Source organism: Arenibacter troitsensis (assembly GCF_900177645.1).
Taxonomy (GTDB): domain Bacteria; phylum Bacteroidota; class Bacteroidia; order Flavobacteriales; family Flavobacteriaceae; genus Arenibacter; species Arenibacter troitsensis.
In genome coordinates this window covers 78,759-96,558 of the sequence record NZ_FXAO01000007.1, presented here as the reverse complement: position 1 = coordinate 96,558, position 17,800 = coordinate 78,759, and the positions used below count along the sequence as shown (strand labels likewise).

18 protein-coding genes are annotated in these 17,800 nt (G+C 39.6%); 1 reads left to right on the top strand and 17 read right to left on the bottom strand.

What is annotated here, in order from left to right:
• Window positions 1-131: 131 nt before the first annotated feature.
• The 14 genes from dut to B9Y87_RS15800 all read right to left on the bottom strand — a co-directional run bounded on the left by dut (window position 132) and on the right by B9Y87_RS15800 (window position 13,577).
• Window positions 132-566: a dUTP diphosphatase gene (gene dut / locus B9Y87_RS15865; protein WP_085499962.1), complete on the bottom strand. Its 435-nt coding sequence runs from the start codon at window positions 564-566 to the stop codon at window positions 132-134.
• Entirely contained in the window at window positions 563-2,026 is a 1,464-nt protein-coding gene (locus tag B9Y87_RS15860; protein WP_085499961.1) for a lipopolysaccharide biosynthesis protein, read from the bottom strand. The genes dut and B9Y87_RS15860 overlap by 4 nt, the downstream gene beginning before the upstream one ends.
• A gap of 368 nt (window positions 2,027-2,394) precedes the next feature.
• A complete protein-coding gene (atpG, locus tag B9Y87_RS15855) occupies window positions 2,395-3,255 on the bottom strand; it encodes an ATP synthase F1 subunit gamma (RefSeq protein WP_085499960.1) in 861 nt (286 codons plus the stop codon).
• Window positions 3,256-3,363: 108 nt separating this feature from the next.
• Window positions 3,364-4,938, bottom strand: coding sequence for a F0F1 ATP synthase subunit alpha (gene atpA / locus B9Y87_RS15850; protein ID WP_085499959.1), 1,575 nt, complete (start codon window positions 4,936-4,938; stop codon window positions 3,364-3,366).
• Window positions 4,939-4,996: 58 nt separating this feature from the next.
• Window positions 4,997-5,536 carry an ATP synthase F1 subunit delta gene (atpH, locus tag B9Y87_RS15845; RefSeq protein ID WP_085499958.1) on the bottom strand — a complete coding sequence of 180 codons (540 nt, stop codon included), beginning with the start codon at window positions 5,534-5,536 and terminating at the stop codon, window positions 4,997-4,999.
• Window positions 5,537-5,546: 10 nt separating this feature from the next.
• Window positions 5,547-6,047 (bottom strand): F0F1 ATP synthase subunit B, encoded by a 501-nt coding sequence (locus B9Y87_RS15840; protein ID WP_085499957.1) that lies wholly within the window; start codon window positions 6,045-6,047, stop codon window positions 5,547-5,549.
• Window positions 6,048-6,137: 90 nt separating this feature from the next.
• A complete protein-coding gene (atpE, locus tag B9Y87_RS15835; protein WP_031446173.1) occupies window positions 6,138-6,329 on the bottom strand; it encodes an ATP synthase F0 subunit C in 192 nt (63 codons plus the stop codon).
• A gap of 31 nt (window positions 6,330-6,360) precedes the next feature.
• Entirely contained in the window at window positions 6,361-7,437 is a 1,077-nt protein-coding gene (gene atpB, locus B9Y87_RS15830; RefSeq protein ID WP_085499956.1) for a F0F1 ATP synthase subunit A, read from the bottom strand.
• Window positions 7,438-7,561: 124 nt separating this feature from the next.
• A complete protein-coding gene (locus B9Y87_RS15825; RefSeq protein WP_072860079.1) occupies window positions 7,562-7,948 on the bottom strand; it encodes a DUF6168 family protein in 387 nt (128 codons plus the stop codon).
• Window positions 7,948-8,178: an AtpZ/AtpI family protein gene (locus B9Y87_RS15820; RefSeq protein ID WP_085499955.1), complete on the bottom strand. Its 231-nt coding sequence runs from the start codon at window positions 8,176-8,178 to the stop codon at window positions 7,948-7,950. Before B9Y87_RS15820 ends, B9Y87_RS15825 begins: the two co-directional genes overlap by 1 nt.
• The gene (locus B9Y87_RS15815) at window positions 8,156-8,587 is read right to left on the bottom strand and encodes a bactofilin family protein (protein ID WP_085499954.1); all 432 of its coding nucleotides are present in this window, start codon (window positions 8,585-8,587) and stop codon (window positions 8,156-8,158) included. The genes B9Y87_RS15820 and B9Y87_RS15815 overlap by 23 nt, the downstream gene beginning before the upstream one ends.
• 19 nt (window positions 8,588-8,606) lie before the next feature.
• Window positions 8,607-11,150: a type IX secretion system periplasmic lipoprotein PorW/SprE gene (gene porW, locus B9Y87_RS15810; RefSeq protein ID WP_085499953.1), complete on the bottom strand. Its 2,544-nt coding sequence runs from the start codon at window positions 11,148-11,150 to the stop codon at window positions 8,607-8,609.
• A gap of 246 nt (window positions 11,151-11,396) precedes the next feature.
• Window positions 11,397-12,092 carry an ABC transporter ATP-binding protein gene (locus B9Y87_RS15805; RefSeq protein WP_085499952.1) on the bottom strand — a complete coding sequence of 232 codons (696 nt, stop codon included), beginning with the start codon at window positions 12,090-12,092 and terminating at the stop codon, window positions 11,397-11,399.
• A 12-nt stretch (window positions 12,093-12,104) separates the two neighbouring features.
• On the bottom strand, window positions 12,105-13,577 hold the full coding sequence (locus tag B9Y87_RS15800) for a DUF5687 family protein (protein WP_085499951.1): 1,473 nt from the start codon (window positions 13,575-13,577) through the stop codon (window positions 12,105-12,107).
• Window positions 13,578-13,705: 128 nt separating this feature from the next.
• Here B9Y87_RS15800 and B9Y87_RS15795 point away from each other — a divergent pair, with 128 nt between their 5' ends.
• On the top strand, window positions 13,706-14,755 hold the full coding sequence (locus tag B9Y87_RS15795; protein ID WP_085499950.1) for a ferredoxin--NADP reductase: 1,050 nt from the start codon (window positions 13,706-13,708) through the stop codon (window positions 14,753-14,755).
• Window positions 14,756-14,802: 47 nt separating this feature from the next.
• On the opposite strand, the gene B9Y87_RS15790 is transcribed toward B9Y87_RS15795, so the two are convergent.
• The 3 genes from B9Y87_RS15790 to B9Y87_RS15780 all read right to left on the bottom strand — a co-directional run bounded on the left by B9Y87_RS15790 (window position 14,803) and on the right by B9Y87_RS15780 (window position 17,575).
• Window positions 14,803-15,588 (bottom strand): patatin-like phospholipase family protein, encoded by a 786-nt coding sequence (locus B9Y87_RS15790; RefSeq protein WP_085499949.1) that lies wholly within the window; start codon window positions 15,586-15,588, stop codon window positions 14,803-14,805.
• 407 nt (window positions 15,589-15,995) lie between these two features.
• On the bottom strand, window positions 15,996-16,394 hold the full coding sequence (locus tag B9Y87_RS15785; protein WP_085499948.1) for a DoxX family protein: 399 nt from the start codon (window positions 16,392-16,394) through the stop codon (window positions 15,996-15,998).
• Window positions 16,395-16,423: 29 nt separating this feature from the next.
• Window positions 16,424-17,575 (bottom strand): DNA polymerase III subunit, encoded by a 1,152-nt coding sequence (locus B9Y87_RS15780; RefSeq protein WP_085499947.1) that lies wholly within the window; start codon window positions 17,573-17,575, stop codon window positions 16,424-16,426.
• Window positions 17,576-17,800 lie beyond the last annotated feature (225 nt).

The following is a 17,800-nucleotide window of genomic DNA, read 5'->3' as shown; positions in this document are numbered from 1 at the left end:
AAAATCAACATTGAATTGCACCAAAATTAGTTTTATTCCAACAGTATCCTTTCCCAAAAACAAATTGACAAGCAAAAAACCATCGTAAAATTAGTGATAATGCCAGAGCCCACCCGGTTTGTCCCTAGGAATTATTTTAGCCCTGTACTACCAAAACCACCTTCACCCCTCGAGGTTTCGGAAAGCTGCTCTACCAAGTCCCACTCCGCCCTTTCATGTTTGGCAATGACCAATTGGGCTATACGCTCCCCATTTTCTATGGTGAAAGCCTCTGTGGAAAGATTTATCAATATTACCCCTACTTCCCCTCTGTAATCAGCATCAACCGTGCCAGGAGCATTTAAAACAGTAATTCCCTTTTTCGCCGCCAGCCCGCTACGTGGCCTAACCTGTGCCTCATAACCTATTGGAAGCTCCAGGAATAAACCAGTCTTTACAATAGTTCTTTCCATGGGTTGCAATACAACCGATTCTGTAAGATTGGCCCTAAGATCCATTCCGGCAGAAGCCAAGGTTTCGTAGTTAGGTAAGGGATGGACCGATTTATTGATGATTTTTATAGTCATTTTCTTAGAAATATTTGTTTTAATTTATCACTTTCAAGCCTATATACCATGCCCAAAAATATAATGAATAATATACTGCCAATAATCAAATTACGATTGAAAACGTAAAAAGATAGCATGGAAAATGAGATGGAAACCACTAGGTAAAAAATTATCTTTCTGTGGTTGTATGGTATTGGATAATACATTCTGCCAAAAAAGAAAGAAAGTATTACCATAGAGGCATAGGCTACCAAAGTAGCTACTGCAGAGGCTACATATCCAAAATAGGGAATAAATGCAAAATTGATAATTATGGTCAGCACTGCACCGATAAGGGAGATATAGGCCCCAAATTTTGTACGGTCTGTTACCTTATACCATACCGAAAGATTGTGATAGATTCCCAAACAAAAGCTGGCCAAAATAATAATCGGCACTACAGCCATGGCCTCCCAATAATCTGAATTGGGAACAATAAAAAGCTTAAGGACATCTGCATAGACCACAACGGATAGTAAAATAACGCTTCCTAGAATTACAAAATAATTTGTAATCTGTGCATAGGCCCTTTGCGGGTTATCACTTTTGGAATGACTAAAGAAAAAGGGCTCTATACCCATCCTAAATGCCGTGGCAAATAGCGTCATGAACAAGGTAAGCTTGTAGCAGGCAGAATATTTACCAATCTCACTCTCGGCAATGTCATTTGGTAAGAGCCAATCCAACATAATCCGATCAAACACCTCATTGATGGTAAATGCAATACCAGCTACTAGAACAGGAGCAGCGTATTTCATCATGTTGGTCCATATAAACCTATCGAATACGTAAGGCCTTCTTAAATAGAGTCGCAACATTAAAAGAAGGGTTATGCCACTTGCAATCAACATTGAGATGAATATGTAGGAGATTTCAAAGTTAGGCTTGTATAGGCCGCTTAAAAAGGCATTAGGATTGCTTTCCGCCAGAATTGGAAGAATCAATAAGAAAAAACAATTCAACCCTAAGTTGATTACCACATTGGCAATCTTGACCAGTGCATAGCGCATCGGTTTTTCATTGGCCCTAAGCCAGGAAAATGGAATGATTACCAAAGCATCCAAAACAAGAATCAATATGGCATATGTAATAAACTGTGGGTCTATATCACTTATTGATGAAATAGCCCCTTTGAATATAAAAGCTAGGAGCATGAAAATAAAGGAAGAAACTCCAATGGAAATCAAGGAAGTGGTAACAACTGTTTTCTTATTAAGGGATGTATCGTTGTAATAGCGAAAAAAGGCCGTTTCCATGCCATATGCCAGTAACACATTAAAAATAGCAAACCAGGCAAAAATAATGGAAACCTCCCCATATCCATCCGTGGGTAGGACAGTGACATATAAAGGCGTTAAAAGAAACGATAGCATCCGGGGCAAGACCGTAGCTAAGCCATAGATAAACGTCTGTTTAAATAGTTTTTTAAGTGGATTCAAAGAAATCTATGAATTAGCTTTAAAATTAGGCATTTAATCGATGCGGGCAAAGTTAGTAAATTAGCTTATGCGACAAATAACTCCATAAACATAAAAACCCCACAATAATGTGGGGTTAAATATTTTGAAACCTATCAATAATGATAAGACCAATAATAATATTTAGTTGTTCAAAGCTTCCGCTTAGTTCAAATTTGGCTCCGCTATCGCTGCGCCTAATTGTTGTCCACTTCGCAGCAGACAAATTTAAAAACCTACCGGTTTTTTAATTGTTTAAAGCCTCCGATTTGTTCAAATTTGGCTCCGCTATCGCTGCGCCTAATTGTTGTCCACTTCGCAGCAGACAAATTTAAAAACCTACCGGTTTTTTAATTGTTTAAAGCCTCCGCTCCACCAACAATTTCTAAAATCTCACCGGTGATGGCAGCTTGTCTTGCTTTGTTATAAGTAAGTTTCAATTGATTTCTCAACTCAGTTGCATTGTCCGTGGCCTTGTGCATTGCAGTCATACGTGCACCATGTTCACTGGCAAACGAATCACGCACCCCTTTGTACAACTGGGTTTTTAATGATTTAGGGATCAATTGTTCCACAATCTCGGCCTTGGAAGGTTCAAAAATATAATCAGCCGCCGAATTGGCCTCCTCCTCTATAGGAACAATTGGCAAAAACTGTTCTGTCATCACTATTTGGGTAGCGGCATTCTTGAATTTGTTATAAACTATCTCAATTTTGTCGTATGCCCCTGTGGTAAACAGATCCATCAATTCCTCTGCAATGGCTGCTACATTATCAAAAGATAAATCATCATATACCGCACTATGGTTTGCAATAACCTTATTCTTTTTCTTTAAAATATCATTAGCTTTTTTACCAATAGCAACAAAATCTACCTGTTTGCCAGCATAGGTTTCCTTTGCCAAAAGTGTACTTTGCTTTATGATGTTCGTATTGAAGGCACCACACAAACCCCGATTTGAGGTTATGGCAACAATCAAAACCTTTTTTACTTCACGATTATCGGCAAACTTGCTTCCGGAATCCGCATCCAAACTAGCACTAAGGCTTTGCAAAAGCTCCGACAATTTATCGGAATATGGACGCATTGCGGTAATGGCATCCTGAGCCTTCTTCAACTTAGCGGCAGATACCATTTTCATGGCACTGGTTATCTGCATCGTTGAAGATACCGAAGCAATTCTATTACGTATTTCTTTTAAATTGGCCATAGGCTCCACTTAAGCTCCCCTAGGAGAGGAATACTGTGTTAGACATTTATTTATTCAATTTTTTCTGTCCTATTCCTGGACCAGGAATAGGACAGAAAAACTACTGTATTAATATTTGGCGGATAGATCTTTGGCTACCGAGCTCAAAACATCTATAACCTCATCAGTTAACTTGCCTGCCTTAAGCTGATCCAAAACGTCTCTGTGCTTGGCATTCAAGAACTCAATATAGTCCCTTTCAAACTCCTTTACTTTCTCTACAGGAACCTTGCTCAACAAGTTCTTGGAACCTGCATAAATAATAGCTACCTGATCTTCTACAGTAAATGGATCGTTCTGTGCCTGTTTAAGAATTTCAACGTTTCTACGCCCTTTTTCAATAACATTCAAAGTAGCTGCATCCAAATCCGAACCGAACTTTGCAAAAGCTTCCAATTCACGGAATTGTGCCTGGTCCAATTTTAAGGTACCTGCTACTTTTTTCATTGATTTTATCTGGGCATTACCCCCAACACGCGATACTGAAATACCTACGTTGATCGCTGGACGAACCCCTTGGTTGAAAAGATCCTGGGTTAAGAAGATCTGCCCATCAGTAATAGAAATTACGTTGGTAGGAATATATGCAGATACGTCACCCGCCTGGGTCTCAATAATTGGCAAGGCAGTTAAGGATCCTCCTCCTTTTACCATTGGTTTTAAAACCTCTGGCAAATCGTTCATATTCTTAGCAATGGTATCATCGGCAATTACCTTTGCAGCACGCTCCAATAATCTGGAGTGAAGGTAAAATACATCCCCAGGATACGCCTCACGTCCCGGTGGGCGTCTTAACAATAATGAAATCTCACGATAGGCAACTGCTTGTTTTGACAAATCATCATAGATAATCAAAGCTGGTCTACCTGTATCCCTAAAATATTCACCAATTGCGGCTCCGGCAAATGGTGCATATACCTGCATGGAAGCAGGGTCGGAAGCATTTGCAGCAACTATGGTAGTATAAGCCAAGGCTCCGGCATCTTCCAAGGTTTTTGCAATGTTTGCAACCGTAGAGGCCTTTTGGCCAATAGCAACATATATACAATATACAGGCTCGCCTGCATCATAGAATTCCTTTTGATTCAAAATGGTATCCACACAAACGGTAGTCTTACCAGTCTGACGGTCACCAATAACCAACTCACGCTGACCCCTACCAACCGGAATCATGGCATCAATAGCCTTGATACCCGTTTGTAATGGCTCGTTTACCGGCTGACGGAAAACAACCCCAGGAGCTTTACGCTCCAACGGCAATTCATATAAATCACCTGTTATAGGTCCCTTACCATCTATTGGAGCCCCCAATGTATCTACAACACGTCCTACAATACCTTCCCCTACCTTAATGGAGGCAATGGTCTGGGTACGCTTTACAACAGATCCTTCCTTTACATTTCTGGATGGGCTCAACAATACCACACCAACGTTATCTTCTTCCAAGTTAAGAACGATCCCTTGAAGTCCACCTTCAAATTCCACTAATTCTCCGTATTGGACATTAGACAATCCATAAACCCTAGCGATACCATCACCTACTTGTAGAACGGTACCTACCTCGTTTAATGAAGCCGATGCTTCAAACCCCGATAACTGTTTCTTTAATATTGCTGATACTTCAGCGGCTTTTACTCCTGCCATTTGTTATAGATATAAGATTAGGACCACATTGAAACCCAACGTCGTCCAAAAAAATTATTTATAGACTATTTGTAAACTCTCTTTTCAAATTACTCAATTTGTTGGCGATGCTTGCATCGTACTGCAAATCCCCAACACGCAAAATAAACCCTCCTATAATGCTCTCATCCACCTTGTTCTCTATAGTGGATTCATTACCGGTTAGTTCAACTACCTTGCTCAATATCTTTTTCTCAAGATCGGCGCTCAGTGGAACCGCAGTGGTTACCATAGCAACACCTTGACCCTTACGAGCTTCATTTAGAATAATGAACTTCTCGGCAACATCGTTCAGAATTGAAATTCGCTTATTATCCACCAAGGTGGAAATAAGTCCCTCTGTAACAGCATGGCTCCCGGAGAAAATTTCGGACAATGCCTTCTTTTTTACTTCGCCTTTTAAAACGGGGCTCTCCAACATCTCCTTAAGTTCAGGGCTGTCGGAAATAGTAGCCACTATTTTCCGAAAATCCTTCTCCACCTGATCGATAGCCTTGTTCTCTACCCCCAGATCCAATATTGCTTTTGCGTAACGTACGGCTGCTCTAGCTTCGTTCATATTCCAGTTCCTAATTTAGCTTGATATCCCCGATCATGTCCTCGACCAACTTCATTTGTTTGGCCTTATCGGAAAACTGTCCTTTAATTACTTTTTCCGCAATCTCCAAAGATAGGGTAGCCACTTCGTTCTTTATATCGGCAACCGCAGCTTTCTTTTCACTTTCAATAGCAACTTGAGCCTGCTTGATCATTTTATCGGCCTCTGCCTGTGCCAAATCCTTAGCATCGGCAACTATTTTCTCTTTCATCTCCCGGGCCTCTTTGATCATAGCCTCACGCTCTACCCTTGCCTCTTGCAAAAGTCTTTCGCTATCGGCAGTAACATTCTGCATTTCTTTTTTGGCATTCTCCGCAGCAGCCAAGGCATCCTTAATTCCCGATTCACGATCCTCAACGGCATCAAGAATTGGTTTCCACGCAAACTTACGCAACAAGAGAAGCACTGCTATAAACAATAACAATTGCCAAAAAAACAATCCAAATGAAAACTGCTCTATTAATTTTTCCATGTCCTAATATATGAAATGTAAACGTTTAATTTTTAATTGTAAAAGAACAGCTATAACCAACCGTTATAGCTGTTGCTTTGTTGTGTTTGATTAAGATGCGAAAAGCGCAGCAAAACCAATACCTTCAATAAGAGCCGCAGCAATCAACATTGCTGTTTGAATCTTACCTGAAGCCTCTGGCTGACGAGCGATGGCATCCATAGCAGATCCACCAATTTTACCAATACCTAAACCTGCACCGATAACGATCAAACCAGCTCCTACAATAGTTGGGATTTCCATAATATATATAATTAATTATTAAACATTCTATTTAGTGATCGTGATGCTCCTCAACGGCCGAACCGAAATATAGCGCGGACAACATCGTAAAAATATAAGCCTGTAAAGCCGCCACCAACAATTCCAGTAAAGAAAGCGCAAATGCCAAACCAAATGACAATGGACTTCCTATCCAGTTTTTGAAGATAAACATCATTCCCAAAATACTCATCAATACCACGTGACCAGCCGTAATGTTTGCGTACAAACGAATCATTAGGGAAAAAGGCTTAATAAAGGTTCCCAAAAGCTCTATCGGCGCCAAAACAATCTTCATAAATACAGGTACATCCGGCATCCAAAAAATGTGCTTCCAGTAATTCTTATTTGCTGTAAACGTAGTGATCAAATAGGTAAGGATAGCCAAAGCAAAGGTTACCGCAATATTGTTGGTAACATTCACCCCTAACGGAGTAAGCCCCAAAAGGTTAATGATCCAAATAAAGAAAAAGACCGTTAACAAATAACTCATGTATTTCTTGTAATGCTTCTCGCCTATGTTTGGAATAGCTATATCATCACGAATATAAAGTACAATAGGCTCCAACAAACGTCCTATCCCCTTGGGCAATGCGCTGGTTTTGTATGATTTGGCCATTCTGGCAAACAAAAACAACATCAGGGCAGACACCAAAAATATAAAAACGACATTTTTTGTAATGGAAAAATCCAATGGCTTTACATTGGTTGCATGATGATCTTCATCATAATTGATGGTTCCTTCTGCATCCGTTTTTACTATTTTTCCATGATATAGGGCATAATAGTTGCCATCCACTTCGGCCACGGATTCCCCATGGTGGAATTTGGAGGACGAGAACACCTTTAGACCGTCATCCCAGATGATTACCGGCAATGGAAAACCAACATGCTCATTATTTTCTTCATCTATGGTAAATAGGGTAAAATCATGGGAATCCAACAAGTGATGTCCAATAAATTCCTTGATTTCGGTTTTTAGGCTTCCTTTTTCCTCGCTGGACGAATGGTCCTTTTCCTGTGCGAAAGCATTGATACCCAGAAGAAGTGTAACAACTAAAAGAACTTTGACGTAAAATGGTTTTTGCATATCGCTTAAAATATCGGTCTCAAAAAATCCGTGCAAATGTACGCTTTTATCTCAAAAAGAAAAAAGCATTAAACGGTTTATTTTGGACCATAACTTAAAAGTAATATGGAAAACAAAATTGATGCTAACTATTTAGCATTCTGGCTGTAAAGAATGTCTCCAAAAGAAGGCAAACCAAATAGGGAACAAAAAAAGTGGTAAACTCCAAGGATTCCATGTTCCCGTCAGCGTTATAGAAGGGATAAAAAACGAGAAAGAAAAATAAAAACTTGAGCATGCTTCCCCCTAAAAAAAGAAATCCTATCTGATCCCTCCATTTCTCCCGGAACCAATAAAGCACGGAAAATATGATCAAGGCAAGCACCACATTGAGCAAATAGGCCAAAACGATCATATGGTCCAATAAAGGAAATCCGAAAAAATAAAGTATGAGAAGGTGAAGACAAAATACCAACAGGCTCAACAGTATCAAGGAAAGGTAAAAAGTAAAAAGAAATTTATTCTTGGACATTAATACTTTATGCGTTTCAATTGCTGTAAAACCAAATAAATAGCAATGGCCACTCCCAGAAGTGTTAGCACGATAACAAAGGTTTTGGAGTCCATTTCAAAATATTCATCCAACCATTTTCCACCCTGGGCCGCCAAAAAAATTATTCCACCCATTTCAATGGCAACACCGGTAAGGATTGCCGCATTTTTTAATCCATTATTGTTTTTAGGAGACTTTTGCTGGCTCATTGGTGGTTGCTGAGTGTTTTGTTGTGCTATGGACAGCACCTTTCCCCTCCTTGCCCTTCATGGTACAGGATGCATTGAAAGTGGCACCGGGCTCAACCGCCAATTTGGAGACTATAACTGTACCCTCAATTACAGCGGAAGACTTTAAGGATAAGAGATCGGCCACGATCAACTCTCCATTAAAATTACCTTCAATATCGGCATTGACACACTCCACTTTGCCATGAATATAACCGTCTATACCAATCACCACTTTTCCAGAGGTTTTTACGTTACCGTCCAATTTTCCATCAATACGGAAATCGGCCTCGGAAACAATGTCGCCTTTTATTTTGGTGTTTTTTTCAATTCTGTTGGGTTGTCCGCCTAATTCTGTCATAACACGAGGTTTTTTGTTGTCTGAAAACATTTTGCTAAGGTTTTGGGGTTTATTGCTGAGCTTTATAATCTGCTATATTCTTATGTACTTGTATTATTTTATAGTTGTTGGATAAAATTACGAAATTCTCGTCATCGATCCGGTAATCCTTGTTGTTTTTTATCAATTCGGCATAGCCCAGAGCAAAGTCCTTGGATTTAAATCCATGAACCACTACAAATTGATCTTCCAGATTATAGATGTCCTTGGATACTACATTCTTATACTTAAGCTCCTCTATAGATTTTTCCAACAGTTCCTTTAGTCTAAGCGCCTTTTTATCGTCCCTAATTTTAAGCGGAAATACTACCTTCCAGTTTCCTGTACCCGTAGATTCGGTTTCGGTGGAAAATACCTTTGGTTCCAACTTTGGCAATTGCTCCGCAACCATGGTCTGCGCCTTTTTGCCTTCGGGACTATTGGGGTAGTTAAGAGCCACGTAATTCAATGCCTCCTTAAAATCCTCGAACCCCTGTAACCTTCCAATGGCATTGGCCTTTAACATTTCAAATTTTGGCACAATAGGGTCGCCAGTGTATTTGCTGATATTTTCTTCGGCCCCTGTAATTACTTGTAAAAATTCCTGATTTTGGAACATCTTGTACAGGCGTTGGTACTTGGCATCCGGACTATCGGCACTTCCCGTTAATATGGCCTGTGGGTTTAAAAGGATTTCCGCATATCTGGATTCGGGATGGTTTTTAATGATATTGTATTTCATATCCGTTGCCAACGAACTCCCAGACTCCTCATAGATCTTGTACAGGTTGTATTTTGATGGGATTATTAGTCTTTCCTCCGGATTGGATTTTAAGACGCTCTCCAATTTACCGGCCGCCAAAAGGTTTTCCTTAAATTTTTCCTTATAGATCAGGCCCAATTGATAATTGGCAAAGTTAAGCTCGGTCCTTAAACTATCTATTAACATAGGATCCGTAGGTATTTGACTAAGGTAGTACTCAACGCTATATTTTTCCTCTTCCCCTACTGCTGCAATATTATTCCCTACTGCGTTTGAAAGGTTTTCACCATTTATCTCCAGATTTTGTGCCTTGGATTTGTTGGACCAGCGCCAATCGTCTTCCAAGGCCCTCTTCCCCCATCTGGCCTTAAAATCGTTCTTGCCGTAACCCAAAGTGGTTATGTTATAAAAATAGAACTTTCCTTTGTTTTCCTTTCCTCCCTTTGTTTTATTAAAGGCCGCAAACCCGGCATTGGCCATATTTTCCTCTTTCTTTCTTTCATTTTCGGCTACCGCCTTCAATTGGGCAATATGATCCTCGAAATAGGTTATCCTATCATCAATTGAATACTCATACAAGGTGATTACACTATCCGTATACTGTACCACCTCTTCATATTTAATGACATCTTCCAGGTTATCCAGTTTCTTTTTAACCTCCCGATACTTTTTGGTGTTTTCTTTCAAATTTTGCAATACACTGTCATAATAAGCCCCTGAAGGTTTATACTGGTTTTGGTCAAAATTATAAATCGCCAAATTTTCATAGTTCAGGGCGTTCAATTGGGGCATATTCTGAGTGGCCCTCAATGATTTGTTAAAATACACCAAGGCCAAGCTATCGGATTTATTTGCCAAATGGAATTCTGCTACCTGACGGTATATTTTATTCAGGAAAGGCCTATTTTCCCTGTCCTCTTCCAATTCCGTAAGATACTCGTACATTTCTTCCCTGTTGTCATCGGTAAGTTCTGTATTCTGAATTTTTTGTAGATGGGCATTGATCATATAAACCCTGGGCGATCTCCTATTTAGATCGATGACCTTGTCGAAGGCATAGTTGGCACTATCCTTATATCCCAATTGATTATACAATTGACCAATGATATAAAGGTAGCGTCCTTTTTCTGGATTCTTTTTAGTATAAACCGATGCAATCTTCAATTGCTGAATGGCGGTATCCGGAATTTTAAGATTGATGTAAGCCTGACCCATCATGGAACGGGCGTCGGCATATTCTTGGTCGCTTAAATACTCCTGCTTTATTAAACGCTTTAAATTCTTCAGTGCGAGCTCTTCATTTTCGAGACGAATATTTACCTTTTCCCTCCAAATGGTTGCCTCGTTAAGCTTATCGCTCTGTGTATATTTATTTAGAATATAATTGAACGATTCCAAGGCGGGCATGTAACGCTGGTCAAAATACCTGGCCTTGCCCAAAAGCAGAAAAGCCTCATCGGTTTGGGGATTGCGCTCCTCGTCCTTAATATCCATACTGTGTTTTTGTATGGCCTTGGTAGCCTTTTCCTCGGCAATAAGAAAATTGGGATTGTTATCCTCGGAGTCCAACTTTATATCCTCAGTAACCTCCAGCCGTTCTACGGGTAATATTTCCCAATAATTATCCTGGTAAACAGCATTGAGACCTTCGCGCCCTTCCTCAAAAGCTATGTTACCATTATACAGGGTATTGTATTTGGTATTTAGGGCGTGCCAATTACGGTTTAAAAAGGCATCTTTCTTGGTGGAACAGGCATTAAAAACCAATCCTCCAAAAACAACTGAAAATATAAGTCTATTGCGAAGCTTCAAAATTCTATGTATTCGTACGTATCCTTAACTTAAAAACAGTCGGATTATTATGTAGTTGGTCGACAAAAAAGGTAATATTTTAAGTTATTGGGCAATTCTGAACATGGCCAAAGTAATCATTAGGGAAAATATTCTGATAAAAAATGCTCCTCGCACTTGCCGTACTTAAAACGGACAGTAACCATATTGAAAGGTGAAAGCGAAAATTGGGAAGATTGGTAATACCGTCATGGAAGACAAGACATATTATCCTCCAAAAAAAACCTCCAACTCTTTAAGGGTTTCCTTAGAAGTCTGTATATCCCTTACCAGTTCTCCCTTATTAAGCACTACGATTCGCTCGCAAACCTCAGTAACATGAATAAGGTCATGACTGGAAACCAAAACGGTAACTTCTTTACTGGATGCCAATTCCTTGATAATTCCTTTTAGCTTAATCTGGGTCGTTGGATCCAAGTTGGCAAAAGGTTCGTCCAATATAATTACTTCGGGATCACCAATTAGGGAAGCAACAATACCTACCTTCTTCTGATTTCCTTTTGACAAGTCCCTCAAATATTTTTTCTGGCCCAAAATTTCATCGTGAAAAAAATCCTCGAACCCCTCCAATAGCTGGTCTACATCGGCCTTGTTCCGTCCCCTAATTTCCCCGATAAAATAGAAATACTCCTCCGGGGTCAAATACCCTATCAAAAATGTTTCATCAATAAATGCCGACGTAAAAGGCTTCCACGCCTCACTGGAATCTATCTGCACCCCATTATTAACTATATGTCCGGTAGTCGGCTGAATTAAATCGAGCATCAAACTAAAGAAAGTAGTTTTACCAGCACCATTATTGCCCACCAAACCAAAACTCTGACCTTTTGGGATTTCCAAACTTTCAATATTCAGAACAATGGCATCCCCGTACTTTTTAGTTAAATTTTGGACTGTGATCATGATTATTTTCTTTTATGCTTTTTGTTTGTAGGCCGCAAGCGTCTTGTACTTTTCCCTCTTATAGATAGACTCAATCATGGCAAACACCTTATTCCTAAATCCAAATCCGATAACACCCGCCATACCTACAAAAATATATCCCGCAGTTGGACTAATTATATAATGGCCCAGTGCATAAACTCCCAAGGGCAATATAAGCTTAGGTAATGTCAACAACAAGGTTTTTGAATTAAAGGCCTGTTTGTCACCAAACGCTTTTTTATTGGATGTAAGATCTATGGGTGTTTTAATATAAGCGCCACCCCATAGCACCAAATAGGAATTAACCCCAATATTATAAATGGCCCCTACAATGACCGCCAAATAGGCATCCCAACCAAAGTATAAATAAAAGGAAGCTAGAATAGTACTTGCTACAGTGGCCAATAGTATTAAATACCATTTGGAAGTTAAATATTCCCGATACCTGATATTCTGACTCATCATCAATGGATAATAGGAACTGTCCCAACTGGGTACAAACTGACCAAAACTGAATAAGAACCCTCCGGAAATAAAGATACCGGCAAATATCTTCCAAACGGGACCATCATAAGCCTCTACGGCACCAGTAAAAAAGAACAATCCATAAAAAATGAAGAAAAAACTCATGATTACAGCGGTTTTGGACCGCTTGTTCCTCCTGATCAATTTTATATCGTTCTTTAAAAAAGTTCCCAAATTCCCAAAACGGTTGAGCCAGGCATAGTCCTCCGTTTTGGCCAAAGATTTTTTTCCTGCCAGTCCGGCATCCAGATACATATGCCTTTTAAAATAGGTAAAAGCGGAAGTGGCCAGTGCTATTAGCAAACCCCATGTAAAAAGGGCCATCCAAGGTTGCGCATAAAGCGCGTCAAAAAATGGCGAGGTATAGGTAGTTATATTGAACAGTTCGTAATACTGACATATTCCTAGGACAGAAAAAAGGCCCAGCAGCATATAAAAAACATTGTCTTTATTATTGACCAGTACGTTTATGAAATTATTGCAGAAAAAAAGCGCCATCATTCCCAAATGCCAACCAATAACTCCTATGGGCGAGTAACCCTCTACCAATAGTACAACAGAAAAAGGCACAAAGAAAAAGGCATGCCCCCAGTTAAAAAATGAAACTACCGTTTTCCCCAAGGAATACCCCACTATCTTGCTTTTGTTGATAGGAAGGTAGAGCAAAGGCTTAATATTGGTAATCGGCATTTTTTGTAACATATACCTGATGTATAGATCTCCCACCAAATAATAAATCATATACCGATTAACTACCACGAGCGGATCTCCCCAACCTTGATTTTCAATCATATAAAAAGCCCCTATGCCCAGGCCCAGAAAAACGGCCATAAAATAAAGTGCCCCAAAGACCATAAAAATCTTTATGACAAGATTGCCTCTAAAAGAGGCGGATCTAAAAAAGGATTTCCATTCAAGCCTAAGAAAGTGCTTTAACATGTATTTGGATAGTTAAACCTGCCGAATTAGTATTCAATTTAAGGTATTTGTTACAAACAACTCTGATTTTTTTAGTTTCCCGTTTTAAATACTACCAGCTTTGCTTAATTTTGCACCAAAGATTTAATATGGCCCACTTTCATTCGCTTACCGTTCAAAAAATTAAACCTCTTACCCCAAATTCAGTAGCAATAACTTTTGCCATTCCTAAAGAACTGATCCAAACCTTTGCCTTTACCGCAGGTCAGTACATCACCATTAAAAAGGAAATAAAGGGCAAGGAATTGCGAAGAGCCTATTCTATCAGCTCCTCTCCAAAATGTGAGGGCATTACGATTGGTGTAAAAAAAGTGGATAAGGGGGGATTTTCAGATTTTGCACATAACAAACTTAAGGTAGGGGATGTATTGGAGGTAATGCCTCCTGAAGGCCGATTTATCTTTAAACCCTCTCCTAATCCAAAGAACATCGTGGCCTTTGCGGCGGGTAGCGGTATTACTCCGATCATGAGTATTGCCAAAACCGTCTTGGAATCCAATTCCAAGAACAATTTTGTGTTGGTATATGGGAATAAATCCTATAAGGAAACCATGTTCTATACAGACTTGGTTAAGCTTCAGTTGGAATATACCAATAGGTTTCATATCTATTTTATATTGAGTCAAACCCAAGAGGATGAATCCATTTTTGGTCGTATAGAAGCCTCCACGGTGAATTACGTACTTAAAAACAAGCATAAAAATCTAGAGTTTAACGATTACTATCTCTGTGGGCCGGAAGCAATGATACAGTTGGTAACCGAAAATTTAAAGGAAAAGGGCATCTCTGAAGATAAGATTCATTTTGAATTGTTTACCTCCACAGAGATCAAGGACGAACTCCCTGAGAAACCGGAGGGAAAGACCCAACTCAAGGTCATTGTAGATGATGAGGAATTTTCCCTATCCATGGACAAAAATACCTTGGTACTGGATGCCGTATTAAAGGAGAATATAGACGCACCCTATTCCTGTCAAGGTGGTGTGTGCAGTAGTTGCATTGCCCGTATTAAGGAAGGAAAGGCAGACATGGTAAAAAACCAAATTCTAACGGATAGTGAAATAGCGGAAGGATTGATCCTTACTTGTCAGGCGCACCCTACAACCCCTACTTTAACAGTGGATTACGACGACGTCTAAACATTTAGGGTTGATTGGCTGATTCCAATGCCTCGCTATATGGACAACTAAGACTGCTTAAACAATTGTTCCATTACCCTTACGGCATGTTCGTAACCAATGGTATAGGCTTTTTCAATTCCCTTTTTGTCCAAAATACCGATTAGCTCCAGTGCTTTTGGCTCAAATAATAGGTCACATTTATTGACCTTGTTCCTATTTATGGCATAGATCATTAAAGAGGTAGTCCTATTGGCTAACTGTAGGGACGACTTTATTCCTTCTTTAGGAATTTCCCTGATACCGGAAACATTACTGCCAATGACAAAATCTGATGAAACTGCAACTTCATCATAGGGGAAATTATTCATAATACCCCCATCCGCATATAAGCGTCCATTAATAGACACCGGACTAAAAACAGGCGGCAGTGCCGCAGAAGCCAACAAGGGTTTAATCAATTCCCCTTCAGAAAATATTTTTTCATCCCCTTTTTGTAAATCGGTGGCCACTACAAAAAGCTTGCGTTCCAAAGACTCAAAGGTGTTTCCGGGAAGGTATCGAGCCAAAAGATCAAAATACCTTTCTGTATCCAAAAGACCAGGCTTTAAAATCGTCATAAAATTATAACGGAACAAGGGTGTTTCCTTAAAGAACTGTAGCATTTCCTCAACAGAATTACCATTGGCGTACAAAGCCCCGACCAAGGCTCCAACGCTAGTGCCCGAAACGGACTGGGTACTAATGCCAAATTCGTTAAGGGCTTGGATCATCCCTATATGTGCCATACCCTTTACACCCCCACCGGACAATACCAGTCCAACCGATTTTGATTTAATTTGCGATAAATCCATTACAGTCCTAGTTTAACACAGCTGTTTTGGAACAAGATTATCCCTGCCGAACATTAGCTCAAAATTACCTATAACAACCCTAACTATAAAAATTGCAATTATAAATAAATACTGTTCCACAAACCAGTAAGTTGGTAAGATTACGCTGGCCAAGCCTATTTTGACGAATTTTCACTCTTAATCGACCCATTAGGTCCTTAAATCGGATTTTTATGGTGATCACCTCATGGTTTAAGCGTATAAAACCGACTATACAGTATGTTTAGCTTACGTATTGCCATAATTCAATTTTTAGGTTAAGAAAAGACACTGTAGTGCCCAAGAAATAATATATGACTAGTTTAAATTGGTGGAATACAGTATTTTTTTGTTGGCTCAAGCAGGAAAAAATACTTGAGCAGACAAATTTAGGAATGCAACAAAAACACCAGGAAAATAGCCGGCATAAAATATATGGCTATGGTTCTAGCCCCGTCGTAATCCTTTGCCATACGCTGACCAAAGAGCAACATCAACAAAGCCAGACATGAAAGAATAGCACCGGCCAAGGCAATGGAACCATCTCCTTGAACAATTAGCAAAAATAATCCTATGGCACACAGTATTCCTGCAACAATTTCCGTTACCATTACCGTACCCAATAAAAAGGGAACCATATTCTTAAAAGGCGTTTTGGAAAAATGACTTTTTAGCCATGATAAATTGCCCTTCCAATCCAAAATTTTGTCCAAGGCACTTTGAAGAAAGGTTATAATTAGAAAAAGAAGAAGAAGTAACTCTGTGGGATAGTTTAATATGTTGTCCATGTTAATGACTTTAAGATTATACAATTCCTTTACGCGGCTTTTTTGTGTAGCAATCGCGTTAGTTTTATAGATAAATCCATCAATATTAGTTTGGAATTGCCATTTCTTTCTATGTGATATATGGCATCCTCCAATTCCTTGACAATGGGAACAATGTTATTTTCATGCACAAATGGTGCAAATTTTTCCAATTGAAACCCTTCCACATGTATCCTCATAAATGCCAATTCACGGGTATTATAGTTGATCATAAGCGCCTGCCTCATTACGGACATGCAATAGCTCAAGAACTTTTTCTGGGTCTCCCTACCGGTCTTTGCCACCACTTCGCTCCATGAAATAAGGTCGTGGATCGCGGCCTTATTGCCCTTGGCCTTAAAGGCACTTCTCACCCATTGCACAAACCACTTTTCAAATACCAAATCCTCGGAATCGTTGTTCATGAAATCCAGGGCCTTATTAAAATTGCCATTGGCTTCATGAGAAATTCTATGGGCATCCTCCTTGGAAACCCCCCTGTCTATAAGTGCTTGTGAAATAGCTTCTTCCGACAGCCTTGGAAAATGCAATATTTGGCACCTAGATCGTATCGTCTGAATTATTTGCTCCTCATCTTCGGCAATTAAAATCAAAACCGTTTTGTCCGGTGGCTCTTCAATCAATTTCAGAAGTTTGTTGGCAGTGGCGGTATTCATTTTTTCGGCCATCCAAATAATCAGGGCCTTATATCCGCCTTCGTAGGATTTCAACGACAGTTTCTTTACCACATCCTGGGCCTCATCCACGCCAATCTGTCCCTGCTTATTTTCAATCCCTATTAATTTATACCAATCAAAAAGATTTCCATAAGGTTGTTCTTTTATAAACTGGCGCCATTCCTCCAAATAATGATCACTAACGGCATGACTTTTTACTTTGTCCGAATTGGATACCGGAAAGGCAAAATGCACATCGGGATGGGCCAAGGAGTTAAATTTGGCGTTGCAGGCGCTATTGCCGTTACTATTTTCGCCCTCACTATTGCCACAAAGCAAGTACTGCACATAACACAAAGCCATGGGCAAAGTGCCACAGCCCTCTGGGCCAACGAATAATTGGGCATGGGGTATACGACCTGCATCGGCACTGGATACCAGATGATTCTTTATATGGGAAAGTCCTAAAATATCCTTGAATAGCATGGCCCAAATATAGCGGTTTTTATCCGATATTCACTTGCTGCGCAGTCTTTGGAAATTATAGAAACAAAGGTCATTACTTTTCATAAAACCACTCCACATTTTACCTGATATACAATTATATACTAGTCTAAAACCAATATTGTGTCCTAATACGCGTAAATAAATGGAATAGTCTCTTTAAACACTACCTATAAATCTTTACATTTGTCACTCTCTAAAAATAAG